This window comes from Streptosporangium oxazolinicum, assembly GCF_039537505.1.
In the GTDB taxonomy this organism is placed as follows: domain Bacteria; phylum Actinomycetota; class Actinomycetes; order Streptosporangiales; family Streptosporangiaceae; genus Streptosporangium; species Streptosporangium oxazolinicum.
In genome coordinates this window covers 31,026-56,089 of the sequence record NZ_BAABAQ010000005.1, presented here as the reverse complement: position 1 = coordinate 56,089, position 25,064 = coordinate 31,026, and the positions used below count along the sequence as shown (strand labels likewise).

Sequence of the window (25,064 nt, the reverse complement as noted above, 5' to 3'; positions counted from 1 at the left end):
CGAGAAGCCTCCAGCGAGGCTCGTACCCCCACCGCGTGCCCGTCGCGTCCCCGCGGTGTCCCCTCGGTGTCCTCTCAGGGGCCGCAGGTGACGCGGACGCGAGACCAGGAGGTGTTGGCGTACCCCTTGGGATTCCACACGTGCCGGGGTGACTCCGGCTGGGTGGCCCCGCCGCTGTCCCAGGCGCGGGCGACGATCACGGTTTCGCCCTCCCCCAGGTCGGCGGTGGCGTGCCAGTGCCGCCAGGCCCAGGGGCCCACCTGCTCACCGAGGTCCGCCTGGATCCAGCTGTCGCCCCCGTCGAGGGAGACGTCGACGCGGGCCACGGTACGGCCGTCCCCGGCGTAGGCGTAGCCGGTGATCCGGGTGAGGCCGGGCCGGAGGCGGGCACCGTCGCCGGGGCTCAGGATCGCGGTGTTGAGGACGACGGGTCCCAGGGAGATGCCGTCGCCGGGCCCCGCCTTGGCGGGGTCGGCCTCCGGGGGCAGGAGGCGGTAGGCGGTGGCCTGGAAGTAGTTGTCCGAGGGTTCCCTGCGCGCGGTGACGCGCTGGAGCCATTTGACGCTGCGGGCGCCGATCCAGCCGGGGACCACGACGCGGAGCGGGGCGCCGTGGACCCGGGGCAGCGGCCGGTCGTTCATGGCCCAGGCCAGCAGCACCTGCCCGCCGACGGCCTTGTCCACGGGCACCGAGCCGCCGTAGGGCTGGACCGGATCGGCGAGCTCGGAGACGTCGGGAGCGGTGAAGGCGATGTGCGCGGCCTCGGGGAGCAGCCCGGCGCGGGCGAGAACCTCGGCCAGGCCGACGCCGCTCCAGCGGGCGGTGGAGGTGGCGCCGGGCCCCCAGGGGTCCTCACCGGGAATGTCGCGGACCTCGATCAGACCGGCGCGGCGGTTGCCCGCGCACTGCAGGGTCGCCACCAGGGTGCGCTCGGGGAACCCGGAACGCAGGTCCTCCAAGGACAGCGTCAGCGGGCGCTCGACCAGGCCGTCCACGGTCAGCCGCCAGGACCCCGGATCCAGGTCGGGGATGGGGCCGTGGTTGCGGCTGTAGAAGGTGTCGAGCGGGGTGAGGATGTGATCGGCCAAAGCGCACGGCGGAGCCTCGGCGTTGTACGGCTCGATCCCGTGGACCACCATGTCATCTCTCTTGCCCCACGTGTTCACATGACTCGGGGTACCCGAAGACGGGGACACGACACGGCCCCGGTCAAGACGGTGGACAACCTTGGGAGTCCCGGGTTCCGCGCCCGGCACGCCCAGCCCTGAGCAGCTCGGCCCGCCGCTCCGGCGGGCCGGGCGCGGGGAGCCCGTCCGGGCCCGGGACCGTGGACCGCCGATCAGCCGTAGTACTTCCTCGCGCCGTCGTGCAGGGGCACCGGTTCGGTCTTCGGCGCGGTGTCGCGGGTGATGTCCCTGGCCGCGGGGTGGACCTTCTCCAGGTCCGCCTTGTGGTCGAAGAGCAGCTTCGTCAGGCTTCCGGCCAGGGCGGGGTCCATCTTCTCGTTCACGACGAGCAGGTTGGGCACCGAGATCGTGGACACGTCGGCCGGGGTGTCGTAGACGTCCTTGGCGATCGTGCCCTCGGCGTACACCTGGCCGTGCTCGGCCCGCATCGCGGGCAGCACCCCGTCCAGCGGGACGAAGGCGACCTGGCCCTTGAGCGAGGTCAGCAGGTCGGTGAGGCCCGGCGTGGGCAGCCCGCCCGACCAGACCAGCGCGTCGAGGTCACCGTCCTTGACGGCCTGCACGCTCTCGGGCAGGCCCAGCGACTGACTGGTGACGTCCTTGTCCGGGTCGAGACCGGCGGCCCTCAGCAGGCGCAGCGCGATCACCTCGGTGCCGGAGTTGGGCGAGCCGGTGGAGACCCGTTTGCCCTTGAGGTCGGCGACGGACCTCACCCCGGAGCCGGTGGTGGCGACCACCTGGGTGTAGTTGTCGTACAGGCGGGCGACGGCGCGGATCGGCTGGGGCGCGGTGAAGGCGCCCTTGCCCGCGACGGCGTCGGCGGCGGAGTCGGCGAGGGTGAAGGCGATGTCGGAGTCGCCCCTGACGACCCGCTGGATGTTCTCCACCGAGGCGCCGGTCGCCTCGGCCGTGGCCTGGTATCCGGGGAGGTTCTTGCCGATCTGGTCGGCCAGGCCCCCGCCCAGGACGTAGTAGACGCCGGTGGTGTTGCCGGTGGCGATCGAGAGCCGCTCACCCGCGGCGCCGCTCTGGCCCGCGCCCCGATCGGCCGACCGGTCGCCACCGCAACCGGTGAGGAACAGGACCCCCGCCGCCAGCAGGACGGCCACACGTTTGACGGTCAATGCACTGCCTCTCGTTCGCGCGTCACCAGATGGAGGAGGACGGCCACGATCAGGAGACCCGCCCCGGCGAGGGCGGGCAGCGGCGCCAGGAACAGCAGCAGCACCGCGGCCACCGCGCACAGCACCCGCTCGACGGGCCCGGCCGGGCCGAGCAGCCGCCCGCCGGTGGCGGCGGCCAGCGCGGCGACCGCGAGCGCCGAGACCCCGGTGGCCGCCAGGATCTCCCCGATCGTGCCCTGGGCCAGCAGCCCGGCCCCGCCGGGGGTCAGCACGAAGGCGAACGGCACCAGGAACGCGGGCAACGTGTACTTCCAGGTCGCCATCATGGTCCGGTAGGCGTTGCCCCCGGTGATGGCCGACGCCGCGAAGGCCGACAGCGCCGTGGGCGGGCTGACCTCCGACAGCACGGCGTAGTAGAAAATAAACATATAGGCCTCGGCCTGGCTGACGCCGAGATCCGTCAGCGCGGGCCCGATGATGACCGCCGCGATGACGAACGACGCGGTCACCGGCACGGCGAGGCCGAGCACGAGCACCGCGACCGCGCACAGCAGCGCGGTGACGGCCAGGATCCCGCCCGAGGCGCCGACGATCAGCGAGCTCGCCTTGAGGCCGAGACCGGTGAGCGTGACGACGGCGACGATCAGCCCGGCGGCGGCGCAGGTCGCCGCGACCGGCAGCACCCCGGTCGTCCCCGCGGCCAGGGCCCTCGCCGCCCTGCGCGGGGTGAGGGCGTGCTCCCTGTCGAGGAAGGAGAGCGCGACGGCGAGCAGCGTGGCGTACACCACGGCGCGGAACGGCGACTGGCCGAGCGCCATCAGGACGACGATCACGAAGAGCGAGCTGAAGTGGTAGCCGAACCGCCTGACCAGCGGCCAGAACCTCGGCGCGTCCACCTCGACGGCCCGCGTCCCGTACGTGCGGGCGTCGATCTCGATGGCCAGGAAGACGCCCAGGTAGTACAGGACCGTGGGGATGGTGGCGTACAGCAGCACCGTGAGGTAGCTCACCCGCATGTACTCGGCGATGATGAACGCCGCCGCGCCGAGCGTGGGAGGCGACAGGATCGCCCCGATGCCCGCCGCCGCGAGCACTCCCCCGCCCTGCTCCGGCGGGTATCCCGCCCTGCGCAGGATCGGCCAGGCGACGCTGCCCACGCTCACCGTCGTCGCGACGCCCGAGCCGCTCACCGTGCCGAGCAGGAACCCGGCGAGGGTGACCGTACGGCCCGGCGCGGAGCGTGAGCGGCGGAACGCGGCCATGGAGACGTCCACGAAGAACTTCCCCGCGCCGGAGTGGTCGAGCACCGCGCCGTAGACGGTGAACAGGATGATGTAGGTGGCCGCCACGTCGAGCGGCACCCCGTACACGCCGTCGGTGCCCATCACGAACGAGACGACGATCCGGTCGAGGTCGTAGCCTCGGTGCCCGATGCCCCAGTCGAAGGGCAGGTAGCCGCCGTAGTAGGCGTAGAGGGCGAACGCGACGCAGACCGCGGGCAGGATCCATCCGACGGTGCGGCGGCAGGCCTCCAGGACGAGCAGCACGATGACCGTCCCGGCCACCATGTCGAGGGTCGTCGGCTCGAAGGCGCGCCGGATGAAGTCGTCGAAGACCACCAGCGGGTAGAGGCAGGCCGCGAGCGCGAGCAGGGCCGCCGCCCAGTCCACGACCCCCGGCCGGTCGGTGCCCCGCCGCCCCGGTTTGTAGCAGACGAAGGTGAGCGGCAGCACGACCGCGAGGAAGAGCATCCGGTACGGGAGCACGGCGCCCGGCCGGAAGGCCCGGTACAGGACGTAGAGCGACAGCCCGAGGGCGACCAGCGTGACGACCCCGGCCAGCAGGCCCGACAGCCGCCGGGCGGGCCGTTCCGCGTCGAACTCCGCGATCAGCTCGTCCGCCGACGCGGTGTCCGTTGTCGTAGCGTCCGCTGATCCCGCTGATGTGGTGCCTGTCAAACCGCCGTCTCCACGTGTGAGCCGCGACCCTTGACCGCACATTACATAGATCACTGACGCCCGTCCGTCAGGGCACGGTCACATTCGCGTCACGCCTGCTGTGCGGGACGGCACCGGCCCGCACGGACCGTACGAAGAGGGCGAAATGTCCGCAGAGGAGGGCCGAAACCGGAATGACCGGGGAACGGAAGGCACGGAGCCGCCCCGGGATCGTGCGGGGACCACCCCGGAGGCCGCCCGAGGATCGTCGGCCACCGTCAGTCACCGTCAGGCGCCGTCAGTCACCGTCAGCCGCCCGAGGCGTCGGTCTCGGCGTCGGCGCTGGGAACCGCGAGGTCGTAGGGGTCGTCCAGCCATCCGGCGGGCAGCTGGACGCGGTCGCGCGGGTTGGTCTTGCCCCGGGGGGTGTCCACGCCGTCGGGCCACGGCTGGGCGGCGTCGAGCTCGGCGAAGCCCTCCCGCAGGCCGGACAGGCTCTCCGAGGCGGTCAGGCGGCGGCGGAGCTCGGAGCCGACGGTGAAGCCCTTGAGATACCAGCCGACGTGCTTGCGGAAGTCGACCACGGCGTGCCGCTCGCTCTCGAAGCACTCGGCCATCAGGGTCACGTGCCGGTCCATGGTCGCGGCGACCTCGCCCAGCAGCGGGCGGCGCAGCTCGCCGCCGCCCTCGCACATGGCCGCCAGGTCCGCGAACAGCCACGGGCGCCCCAGGCAGCCCCGGCCCACGACGACACCGTCACACCCGGTCTCGTCCATCATGCGGCGCGCGTCGGCGGCGCTCCAGATGTCGCCGTTGCCGAGCACCGGGATCTCCGTCACGCTCTCCTTGAGCCGCGCGATCGCCTCCCAGTCGGCGGTGCCGCCGTAGTGCTGGATCGCGGTGCGGCCGTGCAGCGCGATCGCGGAGACGCCCTCCTCGACGGCGATCCGCCCGGCGTCCAGGTAGGTCAGGTGGTCGTCGTCGATGCCCTTGCGCATCTTCACGGTCACCGGCAGCGTCCCGGCGTTGCCCACGGCCTCGCGCAGGATCGCCCGGAACAGGTTCCGCTTGTACGGCAGCGCGGAGCCGCCGCCCTTGCGGGTCACCTTGGGCACCGGGCAGCCGAAGTTGAGGTCGACGTGGTCGGCCAGGTCCTCCTCGGCGATCATGCGGACGGCCCTGCCGACGGTCACCGGGTCGATCCCGTACAGCTGGATGCTGCGGGGGCTCTCCTCGGGCTCGAACCGGATCATCTTGAAGGTCTTGGGGTTGCGCTCCACCAGCGCCCGCGTCGTGATCATCTCGCAGACGAACAACCCGCCGCCCTGCTCCCGGCAGAGGGTCCGGAAGGGCGCGTTGGTGATCCCGGCCATCGGGGCGAGGACGACCGGCGGCCACACTTCCAGCGATCCCAGCTTCAACGACTCCACCTGGCTTTTCTACCGCACTGCGACGAGCAGGACGAATCATCGCTGGGTATGGTGACCCTGACGTAGATCAACGTGACATGGGAGGCCGCGGATGCTGCTGCGACTGCGGATCGCGCTGCCCGATCAGCCGGGCTCCCTGGGGAAGGTGACCCGTGTCCTCGGTGTCGCGGGCGCGGACATCACCCAGGTGGTCGTCCTCGACCGAGGCGAGGGCCGGGCGCTGGACGACATCACCGTCTACTGGCCGGACTCCGCCTCCAGGGAGAGCCTGATCGAGGGGCTGGAGAGCGTCCCGGGGGTGACGATCGAGGGCATCTGGGGCACGCGCGAGGCGCCGGGGACCTACCCTGAGCTGGAGATCCTCAAATACATCACCACCGCGGGCGACCGCGCCTTGGCCACCCTGCTCGACTCCATGCCCGTGCTGTTCAGCGCCGACTGGGCGGCGGCGGCGACCGAGAGGGACCCCCGCACGGTCGTCCACTCCAGCTGGCGCGCCCCCGAGCAGGTGCCCTTCCCCGACGAGACCCCCGTCCGCCCGACGGCCTTCACCCTCGACTCCGGCCTGCACGTGATCGCCGCCCCACTGCCCCCGCTGGCCCTGACCTTCCTGCTGGCCCGCGCCGACGGCCCCGCCTTCCACCGCATCGAGGTGCACCGCCTCACCCGCATCCTGGAGATCTTCCTCACCCTTCCCGCCGTGGAGCGCGTCGTCACCCGCCAGCTGCGCCGCCCGGCCGAACAGGACGGCTGAACGTTCGCCCGGCTGAGCCCACCTCGCCGGTGTCGGCGGGCGGACTCACCCGACGGCCACGGGACCGGCGGCTGAACGCGCGGTTACGCAACCGCCGGGAAAACCCGCTAGAGTTCTCTCGTCGCCACCGGGTACGAAACCCGGTGGAAACACGCGGAAGTGGCTCAGTGGTAGAGCATCACCTTGCCAAGGTGAGGGTCGCGGGTTCGAATCCCGTCTTCCGCTCGAAGGGTCTTCGGGCTCTCACTCCGGTGGAGTGGCCGAGAGGCGAGGCAACGGCCTGCAAAGCCGTCTACACGGGTTCAAATCCCGTCTCCACCTCTGGTCTTTCCCCATGCGGACGATTAGCTCAGCGGGAGAGCACTTCCCTGACACGGAAGGGGTCACAGGTTCAATCCCTGTATCGTCCACCACCGCCCGTCCACGGGTAGCTCGAACGAGAACGGCCGTCAAAGTCCCAGCCCAGGGGCCTTGGCGGCCTTCTGGCTTCTCTGGTCTCGGTGCTGACGTTGTGCTGACCTCGGACATCCGTCCCCATCGCACCAGTCATGTCCGAGAAGTCCTAGTGCGACGTTCCTCGAAGCAGGTCGCGAACAGGTGGTCAAGAACCCAAGGTCGCTGGGGTGACACTTCCCGTCTATAACCTCCCGGGCCGGTGGGGATCCGCACTTCCAGTGAGGAACGCGGCACTGAGGCCGCAGCCGATGGAGGCCGTAGGCGGCGACGGACGAGACGTCGGTGATCTTTCCGCGCAGGATCACCTACTCGAGATCCGCGCGTGACACCCACTTCTGGCGCACGTCCTGTTCGGTGACCTCGCGGTCAGGCTCACCCGCTGTCAGCCTCGTAGCCAATGGAAGGTTCCAGGTATGCGGACACCGTAATAAACCAGTCAGTACGGCAGGTTTCTCCCAGGGAACATATATGACATATCGCCGTAACGGGTGATCTATAGCGTCACGCGCAATACCGGGTTCCTCAAGGAGCACGTGGTGCGCAAAGTCCTGATATCCCTCATCTCCCTCTCCCTCACTCTCGTCGCCGTGCAACCCCAGCAGGCCAACGCCAAGGTCGCACTCGACCTTGAGACGTTGACCGGCGCCGAGGCCATCTCCCTCATGGCCGCCGGCAAGCTGACCTCGGTCGACCTGACCAAGGCGTACATCGACCGGATCACCGCGCTGAACAAGCGCGGGCCCGGCCTGAACGCCGTCACGGACCTCAACCCCAACGCGTTGAAGGAGGCCGAGGCGTACGACCGCCTGCGTAAGAAGGGCAGGTCGCTCGGCCCGGCCATGGGGCTGCCGATACTGCTCAAGGATTTGATCGACGTCGAGGGCATGCCCACGACGGCGAACAACTGGTCGCTGCGCCAGTCCTTCCCGGCCTCCGACGCCGGCATCACCAAGAAGCTGAAGGAACGCGGCGTCGTGATCCTCGGCAAGGTGGGACTGTCGGAGTACGCCAACAGCTTCGGCTCGCAGCCCTCCGGGTTCGGCAACTACGGCGGCCAGGTCATCAACGGCATCGACGCCGACCAGAACCCCTCCGGGTCGTCGTCGGGCACCGGCGCGGCCATGGCCGCGGCGCTGTCGACGCTGGGCATCGGGACGGAGACCTCCGGTTCCATCATCTCGCCGTCGAACGCGCAGTCGCTCGTGGGTCTGCGGCCGACCGTGGGTCTCGTACCCGGTTACGGCATCGCGCCCATCTCGGCCTCGCAGGACATCGCCGGTCCGATGGTCCGCACGGTCTCCGACGCCGCGCTCACACTGGCCTCGATCGCCGGGCCCGACCCGGTGGCCGACGCCGGGTACAAGGCCATGTTCGGCGACGACTACATCGCCAAGGGCATCATCCCGCCGCTCCCCGCGACGCTGCCCGACTACACCAAGGCCATCGACCTCGACTTCGTACGCGGCAAGAAGATCGGGTACAACGGCACCCTCACCGAGGGCAGCCCGCTCAAGATCGCGTACGACGCCCTGGCCGCCGCCGGCGCCATCCTGGTGCCTCGCCCGCAGGCGACGATCCCCTCGCTGCCCGCGCTGCCCAGCGGCTATGAGCAGCACAAGAGCATCGACTCCTACTACGAGCGGCTCGGCCCGCAGGCGCCGATCAACTCGCTGGTCGAAGAGGTGCAGGTCAACCAGGCCGAAGCTCACCAGGCGCTCAAGTTCGGCAACGTCAACCACCTGAACTCGTCGCAGGCGGACGTGACCCCGGGTGGGGCCAACGAGCAGGCGTACCGGACGAACCTCGTGATCCGTAAGGCCGCCTGGCACAAGGCCATCGACGACATGGTGACGTACACCAACTCGGACCCGGCGCAGCCGGCCGACCCGGTGATCGCCATCCTGGGCGGCGCGCCGAGTGCCCCGCAGGCCGGTTACCCGTCGATCACGATCCCGATGGGCTACACCGCGACCCAGCGGCGCGCCCAGAACGTGCAGGTCCACGGCAACGCCTACAGCGAGTTCAACCTGCTCGGCGTCGCCTACGTCATCGAGCAGGCCACCAAGCTGCGCCAGCCTGCCAGCCTCGTGAACCCGAGCATGTACCGCTGCGCGAAGACGACCCCGGCTCCGCCGTTCGCCGGGCGCGGCGCCTGCAACCCCGACTACGACGCCGTCCTCAAGGTGACCGGCTACGACTCCCGGCCGCTCGGTTTCTCGCTGGAGACCGAGACGGCGCGGAGCCTGATCCAGAAGCTGAACAAGGACGAGGTCTCGGCCGAGGAGCTCACCCGCGCCTACCTCGACCGCATCGCGCTGACCAACGCCGAGGGCCCGGCCACCCAGGCCGTCCGCGAGATCAACGCCGACGCGATCAAGGAAGCCCGCAAGCTCGACCAGGAGCGGTGGAAGTACCGCACCGGCGAGCCCACCAGCCCGAACGACACGCGCCCGCCGCGTCCCGCCCTCTGGGGCCTGCCGGTGCTGGTCAACGACACCATCGATGCCAAGTCGCTGTCGACCACGGGCGGCTCGATCGCCCTCCAGGGTCTCAGGCCGGCCAACGACTCCGCCCTCGTGGCGAAGCTGAGGGCCGCCGGCGCGATCGTGCTCGGCAAGACCAACGTCACCGAGCTGAACGGCGTCTTCGACGCCAACCTGCCGAAGGGCTACTCCTCGCTCGGCGGCCAGGTCCTGCTCCCGAACGACACCGACAAGACCCCGGCGGGTTCGTCGGCCGGCGCCGCGGCGGCCACCGCCTCGGGTCTGGCCGCGATCACGATCGGCATGGAGACCTCACCCGACTCGGCGCAGCTCCTCGCCCCGGCCGACGCGGCCGGTGTGGTGGGCCTCAAGCCGACCGTCGGCCTGGTCAGCACGACCGGTGTGCTCCCTGTGGCCACGTCGCAGGACGCCCCCGGCCCGATCACTCGCAGCGTCGGCGACGCCGCGACGATCCTCAACGTGATCGCCGACCCGGCGAGCCCGGTCGACTACACGAAGGACCTCAAGGCCGACGCCCTCGCGGGCAAGAAGATCGCCGTGGTGTCCAGCACGAGCGCCCCCTACCAGGAGGCGATCGCCAAGCTCCAGGGCCTCGGCGCGACCGTCACCCAGGTCTCGATCGCCACACCGGCCGCGACCGACAGCGTCGTCGCCACCGAGTTCAAGCGTGACCTGAACGCCTACCTCGGCGCGGCCAAGCCCGGCACGACGCTGCAGAGCATCATCGACTACAACGACGCCAACCCGGTCGAGGGCCTGAAGTACCAGCAGGGTCAACTGCTGGCCGCCCAGGCGATCGACCTGTCCGACCCCGCGACGAACGCCAAGTACACGGCCGACCTGGAGGCAGGCAAGGCCGCCAACAAGGCCGTCCTGGACAGCGTCCTGAGCGGGTATGACCTGATCCTGGTCCCGAGCGGCAGCAACGTGATCGGCTACGCCGACCGCGCCGGCTACCCCGCGCTCACCATCCCCGCCGGGTACGGCGCGCAGCAGAGCTCGTCGGGCCGCAACCCCATCGGTGTGACGCTGATCGGCGGCGCCCTCTCGGAGGCGAAGCTGCTGGCCGGCGGCTACGCGCTGGAGCAGGCGATCGACGACCGCCTCGCCCCCAGCTACACCAACCCCAGCATGTGGCGCTGCGTCCCGGAGAGCACCTTCTTCACGGGCGAGTTCTGCCTGCCGGGCGACCGCCTGGCCCCTCGTTACAAGGGCTGACCACCGGTTGAGAAGAAGGGCCCGCGGTCTCCCCCGCGGGCCCTTCTCTCGTCGCGGCCTTCCAGTGACGGCTACACCAGCGCGTCCGCGAGAGGAACGGTCTCGGTCCCGGCTCCGGGCAGTGGCCCTGGCTCCGGTACGGGCGGGGTTCACCTCGCCGGGGGGAGCGCCGAGCCGTCCATCGGGCCGCCGGGGCTGTAGACGACGCACATGACGTCGCGGTCGCCGTCGGCCCAGGTCTCCCGGGTCGGCAGGACCGGGTAGAAGTTCAGTCCCGAGGCCGACTCGCCGCTCCAGTGACTGTCGAATCCCCGTCGGCAGCTCCGCCACGCGAACGCGCTCAGCGCGGCCGGATCCCATTCGCCCTCGGGGGCGTGTACGAAGCCGTACGACTGGTTGGCCGCCCGCTCGTGGCAGGGCGTGTACAGCACGACGACCTCGGCCGCCTCCCCGGAGTAGGCCGGGTCGGTGAAGCACTCCCCCGCCTCGATGTGCAGGATCCCGCTCGTCCGCGCGGTGACGAAGGTCTCGTCCTTGATCGTCGCCCCCGTCGCCCCCGTCGTCCCCGTCGGGGCCTGCGGCGGGAACAGCGTCCCGAGCGCCACCAGGCCGAGGAGCAGGGTCCAGCGGCGGGCGGGCCGCCGGTCACCGGCCTGGCGGGGGACGGTCAACGGGACATCCTGTTCCTCGGGAAGCGGCTCTTCACCCGGGGAGCGACTCCGCTGTTCGACGGCTGGTCGGCCACACCATAGGCGTGGGCCACGGAACGCGCGGGCAACGGAGGGTGGCGAACACGCGGACTTCCGGCGACATCGGCGGTGCGGCCGGGTTCCCAGGTTTCCGAGGGAACATGTTCATCCGGACGCAACACGCTATCCAGGCATTTGATGATCTTTTCTGGCTCAATACGGACGGCCACCGCACTCCCTCGGTGGAATGTGATTCCTCCCCCGGAAAAGAGCTCATGATGGGCGAAGTCAACGTGCCCCGACGTACCGGATCCCGGCGAACGAAGCTGACCGCGGCGGGCGCGGGCGCGCTGCTCCTCGGCGGCCTGGCGTTCGGCCCGGTGGCGTTCGGCGCGGCCGCGCCGCCGAAATATCCCGCCGCCGACATCCACAAGCCCTCCCCCATGCCCGACCGTGTCATCCTGACCCCGACCACCACCCCCTCGACCAGCCAGAAGGTCACCTGGCGGGCCGTGGCCGACGCCGAGTCGGCGCAGGCGGAGATCCTCGAGGCCCCGCGCGCGCTCGGCCAGGTCGCGCCGGCCGCGGGCGCGGTCGTCAACGTCAAGGCGTCCGCCAGCACCCCGGTCAACACCACCCTGGGGTACGCCTCCACCTACCACACGGTGGAGTTCACCGGCCTGAAGCCGAACACCCGGTACACCTACCGGGTCGGCGACGGCACCAACTGGGCCGAGTGGAGCGACTTCACGACCGCGGCGGCCGGCCTGCAGCCGTTCTCGTTCATCTACTACGGCGACGCGCAGAACTACATCGACTCGGCGGTGCCGCGCGTCTTCCGCCAGGCGTTCGCCGACCGCCCTCGGGCCAAGGTGATCGTCAACGCGGGCGACCTCATCGACTCCGCGAACAGCGAGGAGCAGTGGGGCCAGTGGTACAAGGCCGCCGGCTTCATCGACAGCCAGGTCAACAACATCTCGATCCCGGGAAACCACGAGTACAGCGGCGGGCTGTCCACCTTCTGGCGGCCGCAGTTCCCCTATCCGGACAACGGGCCGGGTAACCCGGAGCTGAAGCAGACCGCCTACACGGTGGACTACCAGGGCGTGCGCTTCATCGGCCTGGACTCCAACGTGCAGGGCACCCCGGCCCTGATGGCCGCGCAGACCACCTGGCTGGAGGGCCTGCTCAAGGACAACCCGAACAGGTGGACGGTGGTGACCTTCCACCACCCCGTCTACTCCACCACCGGCACCCGCAACAACCCCGTCGTACGCGCCCAGTGGGGCCCGCTGTTCGAGAAGTACGGCGTGGACCTGGTCCTGCAGGGCCACGACCACTCCTACGGCCGGGGCAACGTGGCGACCGCCCGCAAGTCGGTCACGGTCAACAACGGCGTCGCCTACGTCGTGTCGGTCTCCGGCGGCAAGATGTACGAGCTCAACAACGGCGAGAACTGGACCGGAAACGGCGCCGAGGTCGTCAGCCGGAGCGAGAACACCCAGCTCTACCAGCTGATCGACGTCGAGGCCGACCGTCTCACCTTCGAGGCCCGCTACGCCAACGGCGAGCACCACGACGGCTTCGTCATCCGCAAGAACAGGGCGGGCGAGCGCACGGTCAACGAGGTCCGTACCCCGGAGAACACCGTCGGCGAGCAGGTCACCGTCGACAGGACCACCGTCGGGACGCGTGGTGAGCTCAAGATCTCCGCGTACGGTTACGACCCGGGCGAGCGCGTGTCCGTCTTCCTGAAGGAGGCCGACGACCGCGACAGGGGTCACGGGCACGACAGGGACCACCTGGTCGGCGTGCGGACCGCCGACGAGCTGGGCCGCCTGACCTACACCTTCAGGCTGCCGAGCAGGGTGAAGAGGGGCGACACCTACGTGGTGTACCTGGACAGCGCCAACCAGAAGATCACCAGTCCGGTCATCACGGTCACCAGGTAGTGACCTCTCCGGGCGCGGGGCGGCCGTACCGGCGGCCCCGCGCCCGGAGGTACCGGCGCCACGCCGGGGTCATGCCGTGGCCGTGCCGGAGTCGTGCCGATGTCATGCCGCAGTCATTCCGGAATCGAGCCGGAGTCACACCGGAGCCGTGCCGGACAGGAGATCCGTTGAGAATCCACACCCGTGTGCTGGCGGGCGCGTTGCTCGTCTGCGCCCTGGGCGGCTGGGCCGCACCGGCCGCCGCCCACCCCTTCGGGCCACCGTCCACCGCGCGGATCGGGGCCGATGGCTCGCGCGTGACCATCTCGTGGTTCGCGGCCGAGGACGACTGGGTCGCCCTCGGTCAGTCGGTCGGTGCGTTCGAGGACCCGGCCACCGGTACCGTCTCGACGGAGCTGACCGGTGAGCAGAAACTGGAGCGGTCACCGGCCGTGCGCGACTACCTGCTGGACCGGATCACGGTCGCACAGGGCGGCCGGCGGTGCGCGAGCCGGCTGGAGGAGCTCCGGGCGCTGGTCACCGAGGGCGCCCGGTTCGTCTTCGACTGCCGGAGCCCGGTCACGCAGGTGGACGTCACCGTCGCCGCCCTGACCGACCTCAACGAGGCGTACCGGACGATGCTCGTCGCCGAGACCCCCGCGACCCCCGGTCAGACGCTTCTCACCGGGGCCGAGAGCACCCGGCGCCTGACCTTCTCCGGCGCGGGCGGGGGTGGCCTGCCCGCGGGAACGACGACGGTCGTCGTCTCGGCGGCCGTACTGCTGGCCGGGGCGGGGGTGTCCACCGCGTTGTGGAGGCGGCGCGGGACGGGCGGGCGGTCGTGACGGGGGTCGGCGGCTTCGAGGGCCGGTTCGTCGCGCTCTTCGACAACAGGGGCGTCTTCTGGGCGATCCTCGCCGTCGCGCTCGTCGCCGGAGCCCTGCACGCGGTCGCCCCCGGCCACGGCAAGAGCGTCACGGCGGCCTACCTGGCCGGCACCCGGGGCGGCTACCGCGACGCGCTGCGCCTAGGGGTCATCGTGGCGCTGATGCACACCTTCTCGGTGCTGATGCTGGCGTTCGCCTGGGTGGGGCTGAGCGGCGCCGCGAGTTTCGGCACGAAGGACGTCACCGCCTGGATGCAGGTCGCGGCCGGACTGATCACGATCGGCGTCGGCGCCCATCTCACCTACCGCCACCTGCGACAGACCCATCACGGACACGGCCACGGCCACGGGCATGGGCACGGCCATGGCCACGGGCATCAGGTCGAGGACGGGACAGACCCCTGGTCACGCCGGGGCCTCCTCGCGCTCGCCCTCTCCGGCGGGTTGCTGCCCTCGCCGTCGGCCTTCGTCGTCCTGATGAGCGGGCTGCTCACCGGCCGGGCCTTCGACGCCGTCGTGCTCGTCGCCGCCTTCGGCCTGGGGATGGCCCTCACCCTGACCGGCGTGGGCGTCGTGACGATCCGGGGGTACGCGCTGCTGACCCGCCGGTGGTCACCGGCCTCCACCGCGCTGGCCTGGGCTCCGGCCGCCGCCGGAGTCGCGGTCTCCACGGCGGGTGGCCTCTATCTCGCCGCGGCGATAGGCGTCTTGACCGGTTGACCGGTCGCGGCTGGTTCATTGTGTATTGAGTTTGCGTTCGGACCGGAAGGTCGTCGACAGCGGGAAGGCGCGACGCGCTGACCGACCTTTTACTCCGCTTCCGTACCGACCTTCCTCTCTCGTCGTCATACGGGGGAAAGATGCCTTAAAGGGAAGATTCATCCGGGGTACGGCCGCACGGGCGAAACGCGTTAACCCCATGCACGTAGGCTGTTCCGGGCCCACAGGGGCGCCGTACACATGGGGGAGACAGTGATTCCGTTACCAGCCGACACCGGCATGCCGTCGCGAGCACTCCTGCCGGGAGGGCCCGCGCCGCAGGCCAGGACGTTGCTGGACATCCTCGACCGGACCACGCGACGTCATCCTCACGCGCTCGCCCTGGACGACGGGCGGAGCCGTCTCGACTACACCGAACTGCGGGCCGAGGCGGGCCGGATGGCCCTGGAGTTGCGGGCGGCCGGAGTTGGGCGCGGCGACCGGGTCGGGGTGCGGATCCCGTCGGGCACCGTCGGCCTGTACGTGGCGATCGTCGCCGTGCTCACCGCCGGGGCCGCCTACGTCCCGGTGGACGCCGACGACCCCGAGGAGCGGGCTGACCTGGTCTTCGGCGAGGCCCGCGTCCGCGCCGTCATCGGTGACGGCGGGAAGATCACCCCCTACGGGGACCCGTACGAGCACCTGGTCACCACCTCCCCGGGGGACGACGCGGCACGCGGGACCGGCCACGGCGAGCACGTCGGCGCACCCGGAGGGGGGCACGACGTCGAATGTGAGATTCGCCACCCCGACGTCCGCCCTGACGGCCCCCCCGACGGCCATCCCGGCACCCCGGGCTCCGGCCTCGATCGTCCCGTCCCGAAGCCCAGGCGCACCGGCGGGTCGGAACTCGACTACGCGGCGGAGCTGCACGGCACGGGCCCGTACAGCGGGCGCGGGCCCGGCGTCGGCGGTGCCGCCGGAAGCACCGCCATATCCCTCCTCCCGACGGCCCGCGCCAAGAACGCCAAGAACATCGAGGACCCGGTGACGGGCAGGGACAGGGGACGGGACCGGAGCCGGGGCAGCGGGCGGCCGGGGCCCGAGGACGACGCGTGGATCATCTTCACCTCCGGGTCCACCGGCAGGCCCAAGGGCGTGGCGGTGACCCACCGCAACGCGGCGGCGTTCGTGGACGCCGAGGCGCGGCTCTTCCTCACCGGCGAGCCCATCGGGCCCGGTGACCGGGTGCTGGCGGGGCTGTCGGTGGCGTTCGACGCCTCCTGCGAGGAGATGTGGCTGGCCTGGCGGTACGGCGGCTGCCTGGTGGCGGCGCCGCGCGCGCTGGTGCGCACCGGCATGGACCTGGGGCCGTGGTTGCTGGACATGGGCATCACGGTGGTCTCGACCGTACCGACCCTGGCGGCGCTCTGGCCCGTCGAGACGCTCGACGACGTACGGCTGCTGATCTTCGGCGGCGAGGCGTGCCCACCGGAGCTCGCCGAGCGGCTGGCCGTGCCGGGACGCGAGGTGTGGAACACCTACGGCCCGACCGAGGCGACGGTGGTGGCGTGCGCGGCGCCGCTGACCGGGGAGGGCCCGGTGCGGATCGGGCTGCCGCTGGCGGGCTGGGACCTGGCCGTCGTCGGCAAGGACGGCGAGCCGGTGGCGATGGGCGAGACCGGGGAGCTGGTCATCGGCGGGGTCGGGCTCGCCAGATACCTGGACCCGGCCAAGGACGCCGAGAAGTACGCGCCGCTCGCGTCGCTCGGCTGGGAGCGCGCCTACCGCAGCGGCGACCTGGTGCGGGCCGAGCCCGAGGGGCTGATCTTCGTCGGACGGGCCGACGAGCAGATCAAGCTCGGCGGGCGCAGGATCGAGCTGGGCGAGGTGGACGCGGCGCTGCAGGCGCTGCCCGGGGTCGCCGGGGCGGCCTCGGCGGTCCGCACGACCGGCGGCGGGCACCAGCTGCTCGTCGGCTACGTCGTGCCCGGCGAGGGGTTCGACCAGGAGGACGCCAGAGAGCGTCTCCGCCACTCCCTGCCCGCCGCGCTGGTCCCCAGGATCGCCCTGGTGGACGACCTTCCGACGCGTACCTCCGGGAAGATCGACAGGGACGCCCTGCCCTGGCCGCTGCCCAAGAAGACGGGCACGCCCGACGCCGGGGTCCCGGACGTCGACCCGTGGGTGGCCGAGTGCTGGACGGACATCCTGGGCGGCGCCGACGGCGACTTCTTCGCCGAGGGCGGCACCAGCCTCGCGGCGGCACGGCTGGTCTCCACGCTGCGGACCCGCTACCCGGCGGTCACCGTCGGCGACGTCTACGACAACCCGACGCTGCCCCGGCTCGCCCGGCACCTGTCGGCGCTCGACGCGCCGGAGATCGTGACCACCGACCGGATCGTCACGCCGATGCCGCGCCGCGCCGCGCTCGCGCAGGCGGCGCTCACCGTGCCGCTGCTCAGCGTCGGCGCGCTGCGCTGGGTGGTGGCGCTGGCCGCGCTGAACAACCTGGTGGGCCTGCCCTGGGCCCCGGTCGTCTCGTGGTGGTGGGTGCTCGCGGGCGCGCTGCTGTTCGTCAGCCCCGCGGGGCGGATCGCGCTGGCCGCGGGCGGCGCCCGGCTGCTGCTGCGCGACCTCAGACCCGGCACGTATCCCCGGGGCGGCGGCACGCACCTGCGGCTGTGGTTCGCCGAGCAGCTCTCCGAACGGCTCGGCGTGGGCGAGGTGTCCACCGCCCCGTGGCTCACCCACTACGCGCGGGCGCTCGGCGCCCAGGTCGGCGACGACGCGGACCTGCACTCGATGCCGCCGATCACCGGGATGCTCAAGCTGGGCAGGTACGCGGCCGTCGAACCCGAGGTCGACCTGAACGGCTACTGGATCGACGGCGACCAGGTACACGTCGGCGAGATCAAGATCGGCGCCTCCGCCACGGTCGGCGCCCGCACGACCCTCTTCCCCGGTACGAAGATCGGCAAGAACGCCCAGGTCGCCCCCGGTTCCGCGGTGGCGGGCTCGGTGCCGTCCGGGGAGCGCTGGGCGGGCGCGCCCGCGAGCCGGATGGGCAAGGCCCGGCCCCCGGCCGCCGACCGCCCGCCGCGCTCGCGGCACTGGGCGACGGCCTACGGGCTGTCCGCGCTGGTGCTGAGCGCCTTCCCGGTGATCGCCGCGCTGCCCGGCCTCGCCGTCCTGCTGCGCGACGGCGCGCCCTCCCTGGCCTCCGTCCTGTACGGGGTGCCCCTGGCCACCGTCGTCTCGATGGCCACCCTCGCCCTGCTCACCGTGCTCTCGGTGCGGCTGCTGTCGATCGGCCTGCACGCCGGGCAGCACCCGGTGCACAGCCGCCAGGCGTGGCAGGCGTGGGCGACGGGCCTGCTGATGTCGACGGCGCGGGTCTGGTTGTTCCCGCTGTACGCGAGCATGGTCACCCCCGCCTGGCTGCGCGCCCTGGGCATGAAGGTCGGCCGGGACGTGGAGCTGTCGACGGTGCTGGCGCTGCCCTCGATGACCTCGGTCGGCGACGGCGCCTTCCTCGCCGACGACACGATGGTCGCGCCGTACGAGCTGGAGGGCGGGCGGCTGCGGGTGGACCACGTGCGGATCGGCAAGCGCGCGTTCCTCGGCAACTCGGGAATGACCGCGCCGGGGCGCAAGGTGCCCAAGGACGGGCTGGTCGCGGTGCTGTCGGCGGCGCCGAAGAAGGCGAAGGCGGGCTCGTCGTACCTGGGGATGCCCCCGGTGGAGCTGCGCAGGGCCGCGGAGGAGGGCGACCGCAGCCGCACCTACGACCCGCCGCCGAGGCTGAGGTTCGCCCGCGCCGCGGTCGAGGTGTGCCGCGTGGTGCCGGTGATGTGCACGGTCGCGGTGGCCGTGCTCGTCGCGGCGGCCGTGGATTGGCTGGCGGGGGCGTACGGCTTCGCGGTGGCGGCGGCCCTGTCGGGCGTGGCGGTGCTGGGCGCCGGGGTGCTCGCCGCGGCGACGGCGACCGTGGCCAAGTGGGTCCTGGTGGGCCGGATCTCGGTGGGCGACCGGCCGCTGTGGAGCTCGTTCGTGTGGCGCAACGAGCTGGCCGACACCTTCGTGGAGATGCTGGCCGCGCCCTGGTTCGCCCAGCGCTGGCTGGGGACGGCGCCGCTGAACCTGTGGCTGCGCTCCCTGGGGGCGCGGGTGGGCAGGGGCGTGTGGTGCGAGACCTACTGGCTGCCCGAGGTCGACCTGGTCAGCCTGGGGGACGGGGTGTCGGTGAACCGGGGATGCGTGTTGCAGACACACCTGTTCCACGACCGCGTGATGAGCATCGATACTGTCGTCATGCGGGACGGTTCCACCCTCGGACCCCACGGGGTGGTCCTGCCCGCGGCGACGATCGGGGAGAACACCACGGTCGGCCCGGCGTCCCTGGTGATGCGCGGCGAGTCCGTGCCCGCCGGGACCCGCTGGTTCGGCAACCCGATCGCGGCGTGGGCCCGGCGAAGATAGCGCGCGAAGAACAGAGGAAGCCGGTGTGGCTCTGAGCACGACCTCCATCCCTCAGCTGTACTTCCCCATGCACGGCGACGACGGCTACCGGGTGGAGCACTACGACCTGACCCTCGACCACCGGGTGGGTCCCAACCGCCTGGGCGGGGTGGCCCGGATCTCCGCGGTGGCGCTGCGGCGGCTCACCCGGGTCGCCTTCGATCTCGGCGCCCTCCGGGTGAGCGGCGTGCTGGTCGACGGCGCGCCGGTGCGCTTCACCCACCGCGGGGGCAAGCTCCACCTGTCGCCCGCCGGGCTGCGGCCCGGCCGGTTCACCGTGGAGATCCGCTACGCGGGCACCCCCCGGCCGGTGAGCAGCCACTGGGGCGGGCTCGGCTGGGAGCAGCTCACCGACGGCGTCATCGTGGCGAGCCAGCCGATCGGGGCGCCCTCGTGGTTCCCGTGCAACGACCGGCCCGACGACAAGGCCACCTACCGGATCTCGGTCACCACCGCCTCCGCGTACCAGGTGGTCGCCAACGGGGAGCTGGTCTCGAAGCGGCGGGCGGCCTCGACGACCACGTGGGTGTACGAGCAGGCCGAGCCGATGGCCTCCTACCTGGCGAGCGTGCAGATCGGCCGCTACCAGCAGGCCGAGCCGAGCCCGGGGACGCGGCTGTTCTTCCCCGTCAGGTACGCCTCGCGGGTGCGCCACGACTTCGAGCGCCAGGGCCGGATGATGGAGGTCTTCCGCGAGCGGTTCGGCCCCTACCCGTTCGGCTCCTACACCGCGGTGGTCGTGGACGACGAGCTGGAGATCCCGGTGGAGGCGCAGGGCATGTCGATCTTCGGGGTGAACCACGTGGACGGCAGGCGGGGCGAGGAGCGGCTGGTCGCCCACGAGCTGGCCCACCAGTGGTTCGGCAACAGCCTCACGGTGGCCGACTGGAGCGGCATCTGGCTGCACGAGGGGTTCGCCTCGTACGCGGAGTGGATCTGGTCGGAGAGTTCCGGCGGCCTGTCATCCGATGATCACGCGCAGCGCTGGCACCGGCGCCTCTCCGCGCTCCCCCAGGACTTCGTGCTGGCCGACCCCGGCCCCCGGCGGCTGTTCGACGACCGCGTCTACAAGCGCGGCGCGCTCACCCTGCACGCGCTCCGGCGCACCATCGGCGACGAACCCTTCTTCGCCCTGCTCAGGGAGTGGACGGCCGGGCACCGCCACGGGACGGTCACCACCGGCGCCTTCACCGCGCTGGCCGCGCGCCGCACGACGCTGCCGCTGGACAAACTGTTCGCCGACTGGCTGCACGATCGCCGCCTGCCTGCCCTGCCCTGACCCTCATACATCGGATGACTGCTATAACGGTCTACAACGTCGTGGAGGTACGGCATGCGCGTCGCGTTGCACACCCGGGTCAAGCCCGGCAGGGAGTCCGAGTACGACCAGGCACACCGGGAGGTGCCCGCCGAGCTGACCGAGGCCATCAGGAGGGGCGGCGCGCACGAGTGGACGATCTGGCGCAGCGGCCAGGACCTGTTCCACGTGATCGACTGCGACGACTACGAGGCGCTGCTGTCGTCGCTGGCGGACCTGCCGGTGAACATCACCTGGCAGGCCCGGATGGCCGAGCTGCTGGAGGTCGTGCACGACTACTCCGAGGACGGCGCGGGCAAGGGCCTCCCGGCGGTGTGGTGGCTGCCCTGAGACCTCCCCGGAGAGACCCGTGATCGTCCATCCGCGATGACGGTGACCTCTTCGGCGATTCACCCCTGAATGGCCGCAAAGCAATGTTTTGACGATAACGGCCGGTCGATGACCGGGATGGAATCGGCGGTGGAGAACTTGAACAGACATTTCCTCCCGGCTGTTTTCCGTGCCCGGCATTGATGACAGCCTGAGAAGGCAGGGTCTCTCACCGGCACACCGGACTACGCCCGGACACAGGTCGCGGCGGAACCGCACGCCGGGAAGGCCCTCCGCAGCCGGAACGGCCCCATGGATTCCCGCAACCCGCGAGATCCTCCCCCGGCTGCGCGGGACGGCGGCGCGCCACGAGAGCGCGTGGAGCCGTCACTACGCACTTCGGCGCCGGGGAGAAGCGGATGAGGACTCTCGTGCACGACGTACCGCCTGGGGACGCGAGCGTGACAGCGGCTGGACGAGGGCCGTTCCGCACCCCGGCGGAAAGCACCGGCCCGTGGCACGGGATCGAGAGGCGACCAACCGTACGGAGGCGAGATGAGCGGCAGGAACGATCGCACGACCAACCGGCTCGCCCACGCCCTGGGCTGGGCCGGACTGGGACTGGGCGTGATGTACGTCGCGGTGCGGATGAACCGGCACCGCTCGGATCGAGGACACGAGGGCCCGCTGAGCCTGCGCACGGCCGTCACGATCAACCGCCCGCGCCAGGAGGTGTACCGGTACTGGCACGACTTCGAGAACCTCCCCCGCTTCATGGCGCACCTGGAATCGGTGGAGACGATCGGCGACGGGTACTCGCGCTGGAGGGCGAGAGGCCCCATCAAGACCGTCGAGTGGGAGGCGGAGATCGTCGAGGACAGGCGCGACGAGCTGATCGCCTGGCGTTCCACCCCGGGCGCCCTGGTCGGCAACAGCGGTTCCGTCCGCTTCTCCGACGCCCCCGGCGGGCGTGGCACGGAGGTACGGGTGAACCTCGCCTACGACCCGCCGGGCGGCAGGGCCGGACTGGTCTTCGCCAGGTTGCTCGGCGAGCACCCGGAACAGCAGGTGCGCGACGACCTGCGCCGGTTCAAGCAGGTCGTGGAGACCGGCGAGGTGGTCCGTTCGGAAGGCAGCCCCGAGGGCACCCGCGCGCTGCGGCAGGCCATGCAGCGCCCCGCCCAGCCCGTGCCGATGTGAGGCCGTGACATCCGTGACGTGAGGAGAATCCCATGAAGGCCAACTGCTGGATGGGCCGCAACACCGTCGAGGTCCGGGAGGTTCCCGACCCCGTGATCCTGAACTCCCGCGACGCCATCGTCCGCGTCACCTCGACCTCGATCTGCGGCTCCGACCTGCACCTCTACGACGGTTACATGCCGACCATGGAGAAGGGCGACATCCTCGGCCACGAGTTCATGGGCGAGGTGGTGGAGGTCGGCTCCAAGGTGTCCACTCTCAAGGTCGGCGACCGGGTGGTCGTGCCCTTCCCGATCGCCTGCGGCAACTGCACCTCCTGCGAGCACGGCCTGTACTCGCTGTGCGAGAACTCCAACCCCAACGCGGGCCTGGCCGAGAAGTTCATGGGTCACACCCCGTCGGGCGTCTTCGGCTACTCCCACATGCTCGGCGGCTATCCGGGAGGTCAGGCCCAGTACGCGCGAGTACCCTTCGCCGACGTGGGACCGATCAAGATCGAGGACGACCTGCCGGACGAGAAGGTGCTGTTCCTGTCCGACATCCTGCCCACCGGCTGGATGGGCGCGGAGATGTGCGACATCAAGCCCGGCGACACGATCGCCGTGTGGGGAGCCGGTCCGGTCGGCCAGTTCGCGGTCGCCAGCGCCTATCTGATGGGCGCCGAACGGGTCATCTGCATCGACCGCTTCCCCTACCGGCTGAGGACCGCCGAGCGCGCGGGCGCGGAGCCGCTCAACTACCAGGAGGTCGACGTCCTCGACGCGCTGCGGGACATCACCGCCGGTCGCGGCCCGGACGCGTGCATCGACGCCGTGGGCATGGAGGCCCACCACCCCGTCCCCGCCATGTACGCCTACGACCGGGCCAAGCAGGCGGCCCGCCTGGAGACCGAACGGCCGTACGCGCTGCGCGAGGCGATCCTGGCCTGCCGCAACGGCGGGATCGTGTCCGTGATCGGCGTCTACGGCGGCCTGATCGACAAGTTCCCGATGGGCTCCCTGATGAACCGGTCACTCACCCTCAGGGGCGGCCAGTGCCATGTCCAGCGATACCTGAAGCCCCTGCTGAAGAAGATCCGCAAGGACGAGATCGACCCCAGCTTCGTCATCAGCCACCGCATGGCGCTCGAGGACGCCCCGCGCGGCTACGAGATGTTCAAGAACAAGATGGACGACTGCAACAAGATCGTCCTCACCCCCTGAGGCGCCCCCGGGGGCGAGGACTCCCGCCGGTGACGCTCACGCGGCGCCGCTGATCGCCTTGTCCGACCGCAGTGTCCGGGTGCGGGTCTGCAGGAACGTGCGCAGGTTCCGCGCCTCGGTGTCGGCCTTGGCGATGTCGGCCTTCTCGTTCAGCTTGTAGGACGCGGTGAGCTCGTCGAGCAGGCCGGACGCGGTGCCGTCGCCGAGCAGCTTGGCGTAGAGGGCACGGTACTGCTCCTGGTAGACCTTCTTGAAGGTGGCGTCCTTGAGGAACCTCTCCTTCAGAGGATGGCCCATGCGCGCCATGGCGCCGCCTTCCTGAGGCCGCTGCCGGACGTCCTGGGGCGGGGTCTCACCCCGGGGCGGCTGGGCCTGCCCGTCCTGCCGGGGGCGTCCCCGGCCGAAGCCCATCGTGACCGTGTCGTTCACACCACTCTTGGCGTCGCCGTTGAAGGCGAGGTTGAGGTCCCAGGTGATGACCTTGAACTTCTTGGTGCCCAGGTCGTACCACAGGTAGTAGTTGCGTCCGGGCCCGGCCATGTCGTCGAAGTTGACCATGAGGTTCTGCAGGACCAGATAGCGGGCGAACGACTCGACGTCCAAACGCTCGCCCAGACCGGCGGCGAATTCGGGGTCGGAGGCTTGGTTCACCCATTTGACCAGATCGATGACCGGCTGCAGATCCTGGCCGCCGACCTTGTTGATCTGCTTGAAGTCGTTGGTGTACCCGGTCTGGTCCTCCCCCTTGTAGCTGAAGGAGCCGCTGGCCAGCGACTTGTACAGTACGCCTTCGCCGAGACCTTCGGCGTAGCCCTCGTCGAGGTATTCCACGAGCAGGCGCGGTGTCGAGGCGCGGCCGTTGACGGTGAAGGCGCTGTGGGCCGAACGCTGGGTGGGCTCACCGGAGGCGCCGACCAGTGCGATGCCCAGTGCCTCGTTCAGCATCGTCGTCGAGCCCATCGCGGCCGGCCGTACCGCCACCTGGCTGTGCCCCTGGTAGCGGCGGCCCTCGACGAACTCGTCGAAGCTGATCAGCCACGGCAGGTTCTCCGGCTCCTCACCCTTCAGGGACGCGCCGAACCCGCCGAACCCACCGCCTCCGGGCCGCTCGCCGTCGCCCTGCCGCCCGGTTGGCGGCGGCTCACCGCCCGGTGACCGGGCGGCTTCAGGCGCCCCGCCACCCTCGGGCGGCTGGAAGCCCTCGGGTGGCTGGAAGCCCTCGGGTGGCTGAAACCCCTCGGGGGGTTGGAAGCCGCCGGGCATGCCTCCGCGCCGCTGCCCGCCGCCGGGCATGCCTCGCTGCCTGGACTGTCCCTTCCAGGTCAGCCCGGACAGGGTGGAGTTGCCCTTGAGCCGGACGCCCACGCTGGGGACGCGGGTGCCGTCGATGGTCAGGTCGGCTTCGAGGTACTTCTTCTCGCCGTCCTTGAGATACTCGCTCAGCATGTCCTCGTAGGCCGCGTCGGTGAAGGTGAGCCTCACCTCGTGCGCCACGGAGGTGTCGAACAGGTCCTTGGTGCCGGTCAGGTCCGTGATGACGGTCTGGGCCGTGGCGGCTTGGGAGACGGTGACGTACGGGCGGATCATCCCGCTGCCGAGCACCCCCCAGCACAGGCCCAGGAACGCCGCGCACAGCGCGACCAGCTTCCAGTTGTGCCGGAGTTTGACCGGGATGCGATGTTTGAGGTGCGCCATGGTG

The 25,064-nt window shown here is 71.0% G+C and carries 16 protein-coding genes and 3 tRNA genes; 13 read left to right on the top strand and 6 right to left on the bottom strand.

All coding sequences use genetic code 11. The features are described from left to right. Positions 1-74: 74 nt before the first annotated feature. From ABD817_RS15735 to dusB, 4 genes are all read right to left on the bottom strand, one after another. Positions 75-1,139 carry a sulfite oxidase gene (locus ABD817_RS15735; protein WP_344918647.1) on the bottom strand — a complete coding sequence of 355 codons (1,065 nt, stop codon included), beginning with the start codon at positions 1,137-1,139 and terminating at the stop codon, positions 75-77. Between the two features lie 200 nt (positions 1,140-1,339). Beyond that, a complete protein-coding gene (locus ABD817_RS15730) occupies positions 1,340-2,311 on the bottom strand; it encodes a TAXI family TRAP transporter solute-binding subunit (RefSeq protein ID WP_344918646.1) in 972 nt (323 codons plus the stop codon). Continuing rightward, positions 2,308-4,269, bottom strand: a complete 1,962-nt coding sequence (locus tag ABD817_RS15725; RefSeq protein WP_344918645.1) for a TRAP transporter permease — start codon at positions 4,267-4,269, stop codon at positions 2,308-2,310. Before ABD817_RS15725 ends, ABD817_RS15730 begins: the two co-directional genes overlap by 4 nt. Before the next feature lie 287 nt (positions 4,270-4,556). Further along, positions 4,557-5,678 carry a tRNA dihydrouridine synthase DusB gene (gene dusB, locus ABD817_RS15720; RefSeq protein WP_344918644.1) on the bottom strand — a complete coding sequence of 374 codons (1,122 nt, stop codon included), beginning with the start codon at positions 5,676-5,678 and terminating at the stop codon, positions 4,557-4,559. A 91-nt stretch (positions 5,679-5,769) separates the two neighbouring features. Between dusB and ABD817_RS15715 the strand changes: the two genes are divergently transcribed. The 5 genes from ABD817_RS15715 (at position 5,770) to ABD817_RS15695 (ending at position 10,610) form a co-directional block, all read left to right on the top strand. Further along, positions 5,770-6,432, top strand: coding sequence for an ACT domain-containing protein (locus tag ABD817_RS15715; RefSeq protein ID WP_344918643.1), 663 nt, complete (start codon positions 5,770-5,772; stop codon positions 6,430-6,432). Positions 6,433-6,585: 153 nt separating this feature from the next. Then, positions 6,586-6,657, top strand: a tRNA-Gly gene (locus ABD817_RS15710). A gap of 25 nt (positions 6,658-6,682) precedes the next feature. Further along, positions 6,683-6,753 (top strand) — tRNA-Cys (locus ABD817_RS15705). Positions 6,754-6,770: 17 nt separating this feature from the next. Continuing rightward, positions 6,771-6,845, top strand: a tRNA-Val gene (locus ABD817_RS15700). 579 nt (positions 6,846-7,424) lie between these two features. Continuing rightward, on the top strand, positions 7,425-10,610 hold the full coding sequence (locus tag ABD817_RS15695) for an amidase family protein (protein WP_344918642.1): 3,186 nt from the start codon (positions 7,425-7,427) through the stop codon (positions 10,608-10,610). A gap of 149 nt (positions 10,611-10,759) precedes the next feature. Here the strand turns inward: ABD817_RS15695 and ABD817_RS15690 are convergent, their stop codons facing one another. After that, complete coding sequence (locus ABD817_RS15690) at positions 10,760-11,281, bottom strand: hypothetical protein (protein ID WP_344918641.1); 522 nt, start codon at positions 11,279-11,281, stop codon at positions 10,760-10,762. A gap of 296 nt (positions 11,282-11,577) precedes the next feature. Between ABD817_RS15690 and ABD817_RS15685 the strand changes: the two genes are divergently transcribed. From ABD817_RS15685 to ABD817_RS15650, 8 genes are all read left to right on the top strand, one after another. After that, entirely contained in the window at positions 11,578-13,251 is a 1,674-nt protein-coding gene (locus tag ABD817_RS15685; protein WP_344918640.1) for a purple acid phosphatase family protein, read from the top strand. A gap of 167 nt (positions 13,252-13,418) precedes the next feature. Next, entirely contained in the window at positions 13,419-14,075 is a 657-nt protein-coding gene (locus tag ABD817_RS15680) for a hypothetical protein (protein WP_344918639.1), read from the top strand. Then, a complete protein-coding gene (locus ABD817_RS15675; protein WP_344918638.1) occupies positions 14,072-14,836 on the top strand; it encodes a HoxN/HupN/NixA family nickel/cobalt transporter in 765 nt (254 codons plus the stop codon). Before ABD817_RS15680 ends, ABD817_RS15675 begins: the two co-directional genes overlap by 4 nt. A 252-nt stretch (positions 14,837-15,088) precedes the next feature. Next, on the top strand, positions 15,089-19,297 hold the full coding sequence (locus ABD817_RS15670) for a Pls/PosA family non-ribosomal peptide synthetase (RefSeq protein ID WP_344918637.1): 4,209 nt from the start codon (positions 15,089-15,091) through the stop codon (positions 19,295-19,297). Between the two features lie 25 nt (positions 19,298-19,322). After that, entirely contained in the window at positions 19,323-20,615 is a 1,293-nt protein-coding gene (locus ABD817_RS15665) for a M1 family metallopeptidase (RefSeq protein WP_344918636.1), read from the top strand. Between the two features lie 54 nt (positions 20,616-20,669). After that, positions 20,670-20,984 (top strand): L-rhamnose mutarotase, encoded by a 315-nt coding sequence (locus tag ABD817_RS15660; protein ID WP_344918634.1) that lies wholly within the window; start codon positions 20,670-20,672, stop codon positions 20,982-20,984. Positions 20,985-21,518: 534 nt separating this feature from the next. Continuing rightward, positions 21,519-22,163 carry an SRPBCC family protein gene (locus ABD817_RS15655; protein ID WP_344918633.1) on the top strand — a complete coding sequence of 215 codons (645 nt, stop codon included), beginning with the start codon at positions 21,519-21,521 and terminating at the stop codon, positions 22,161-22,163. A 32-nt stretch (positions 22,164-22,195) separates the two neighbouring features. Continuing rightward, on the top strand, positions 22,196-23,365 hold the full coding sequence (locus ABD817_RS15650) for a zinc-dependent alcohol dehydrogenase (RefSeq protein WP_344918632.1): 1,170 nt from the start codon (positions 22,196-22,198) through the stop codon (positions 23,363-23,365). Positions 23,366-23,401: 36 nt separating this feature from the next. On the opposite strand, the gene ABD817_RS15645 is transcribed toward ABD817_RS15650, so the two are convergent. Then, a complete protein-coding gene (locus ABD817_RS15645) occupies positions 23,402-25,060 on the bottom strand; it encodes a CotH kinase family protein (RefSeq protein WP_344918631.1) in 1,659 nt (552 codons plus the stop codon). Positions 25,061-25,064 lie beyond the last annotated feature (4 nt).

Bases quoted from the DNA above. Each gene is read 5' to 3' on its own strand.
- ABD817_RS15735 (WP_344918647.1), bottom strand. From the start codon at position 1,139: ATGGTGGTCCACGGGATCGAGCCGTACAACGCCGAGGCTCCGCCGTGC.
- ABD817_RS15715 (WP_344918643.1), top strand. From the start codon at position 5,770: ATGCTGCTGCGACTGCGGATCGCGCTGCCCGATCAGCCGGGCTCCCTG.
- ABD817_RS15685 (WP_344918640.1), top strand. From the start codon at position 11,578: ATGGGCGAAGTCAACGTGCCCCGACGTACCGGATCCCGGCGAACGAAG.
- ABD817_RS15660 (WP_344918634.1), top strand. From the start codon at position 20,670: ATGCGCGTCGCGTTGCACACCCGGGTCAAGCCCGGCAGGGAGTCCGAG.
- ABD817_RS15655 (WP_344918633.1), top strand. From the start codon at position 21,519: ATGAGCGGCAGGAACGATCGCACGACCAACCGGCTCGCCCACGCCCTG.
- ABD817_RS15650 (WP_344918632.1), top strand. From the start codon at position 22,196: ATGAAGGCCAACTGCTGGATGGGCCGCAACACCGTCGAGGTCCGGGAG.
- ABD817_RS15645 (WP_344918631.1), bottom strand. From the start codon at position 25,060: ATGGCGCACCTCAAACATCGCATCCCGGTCAAACTCCGGCACAACTGG.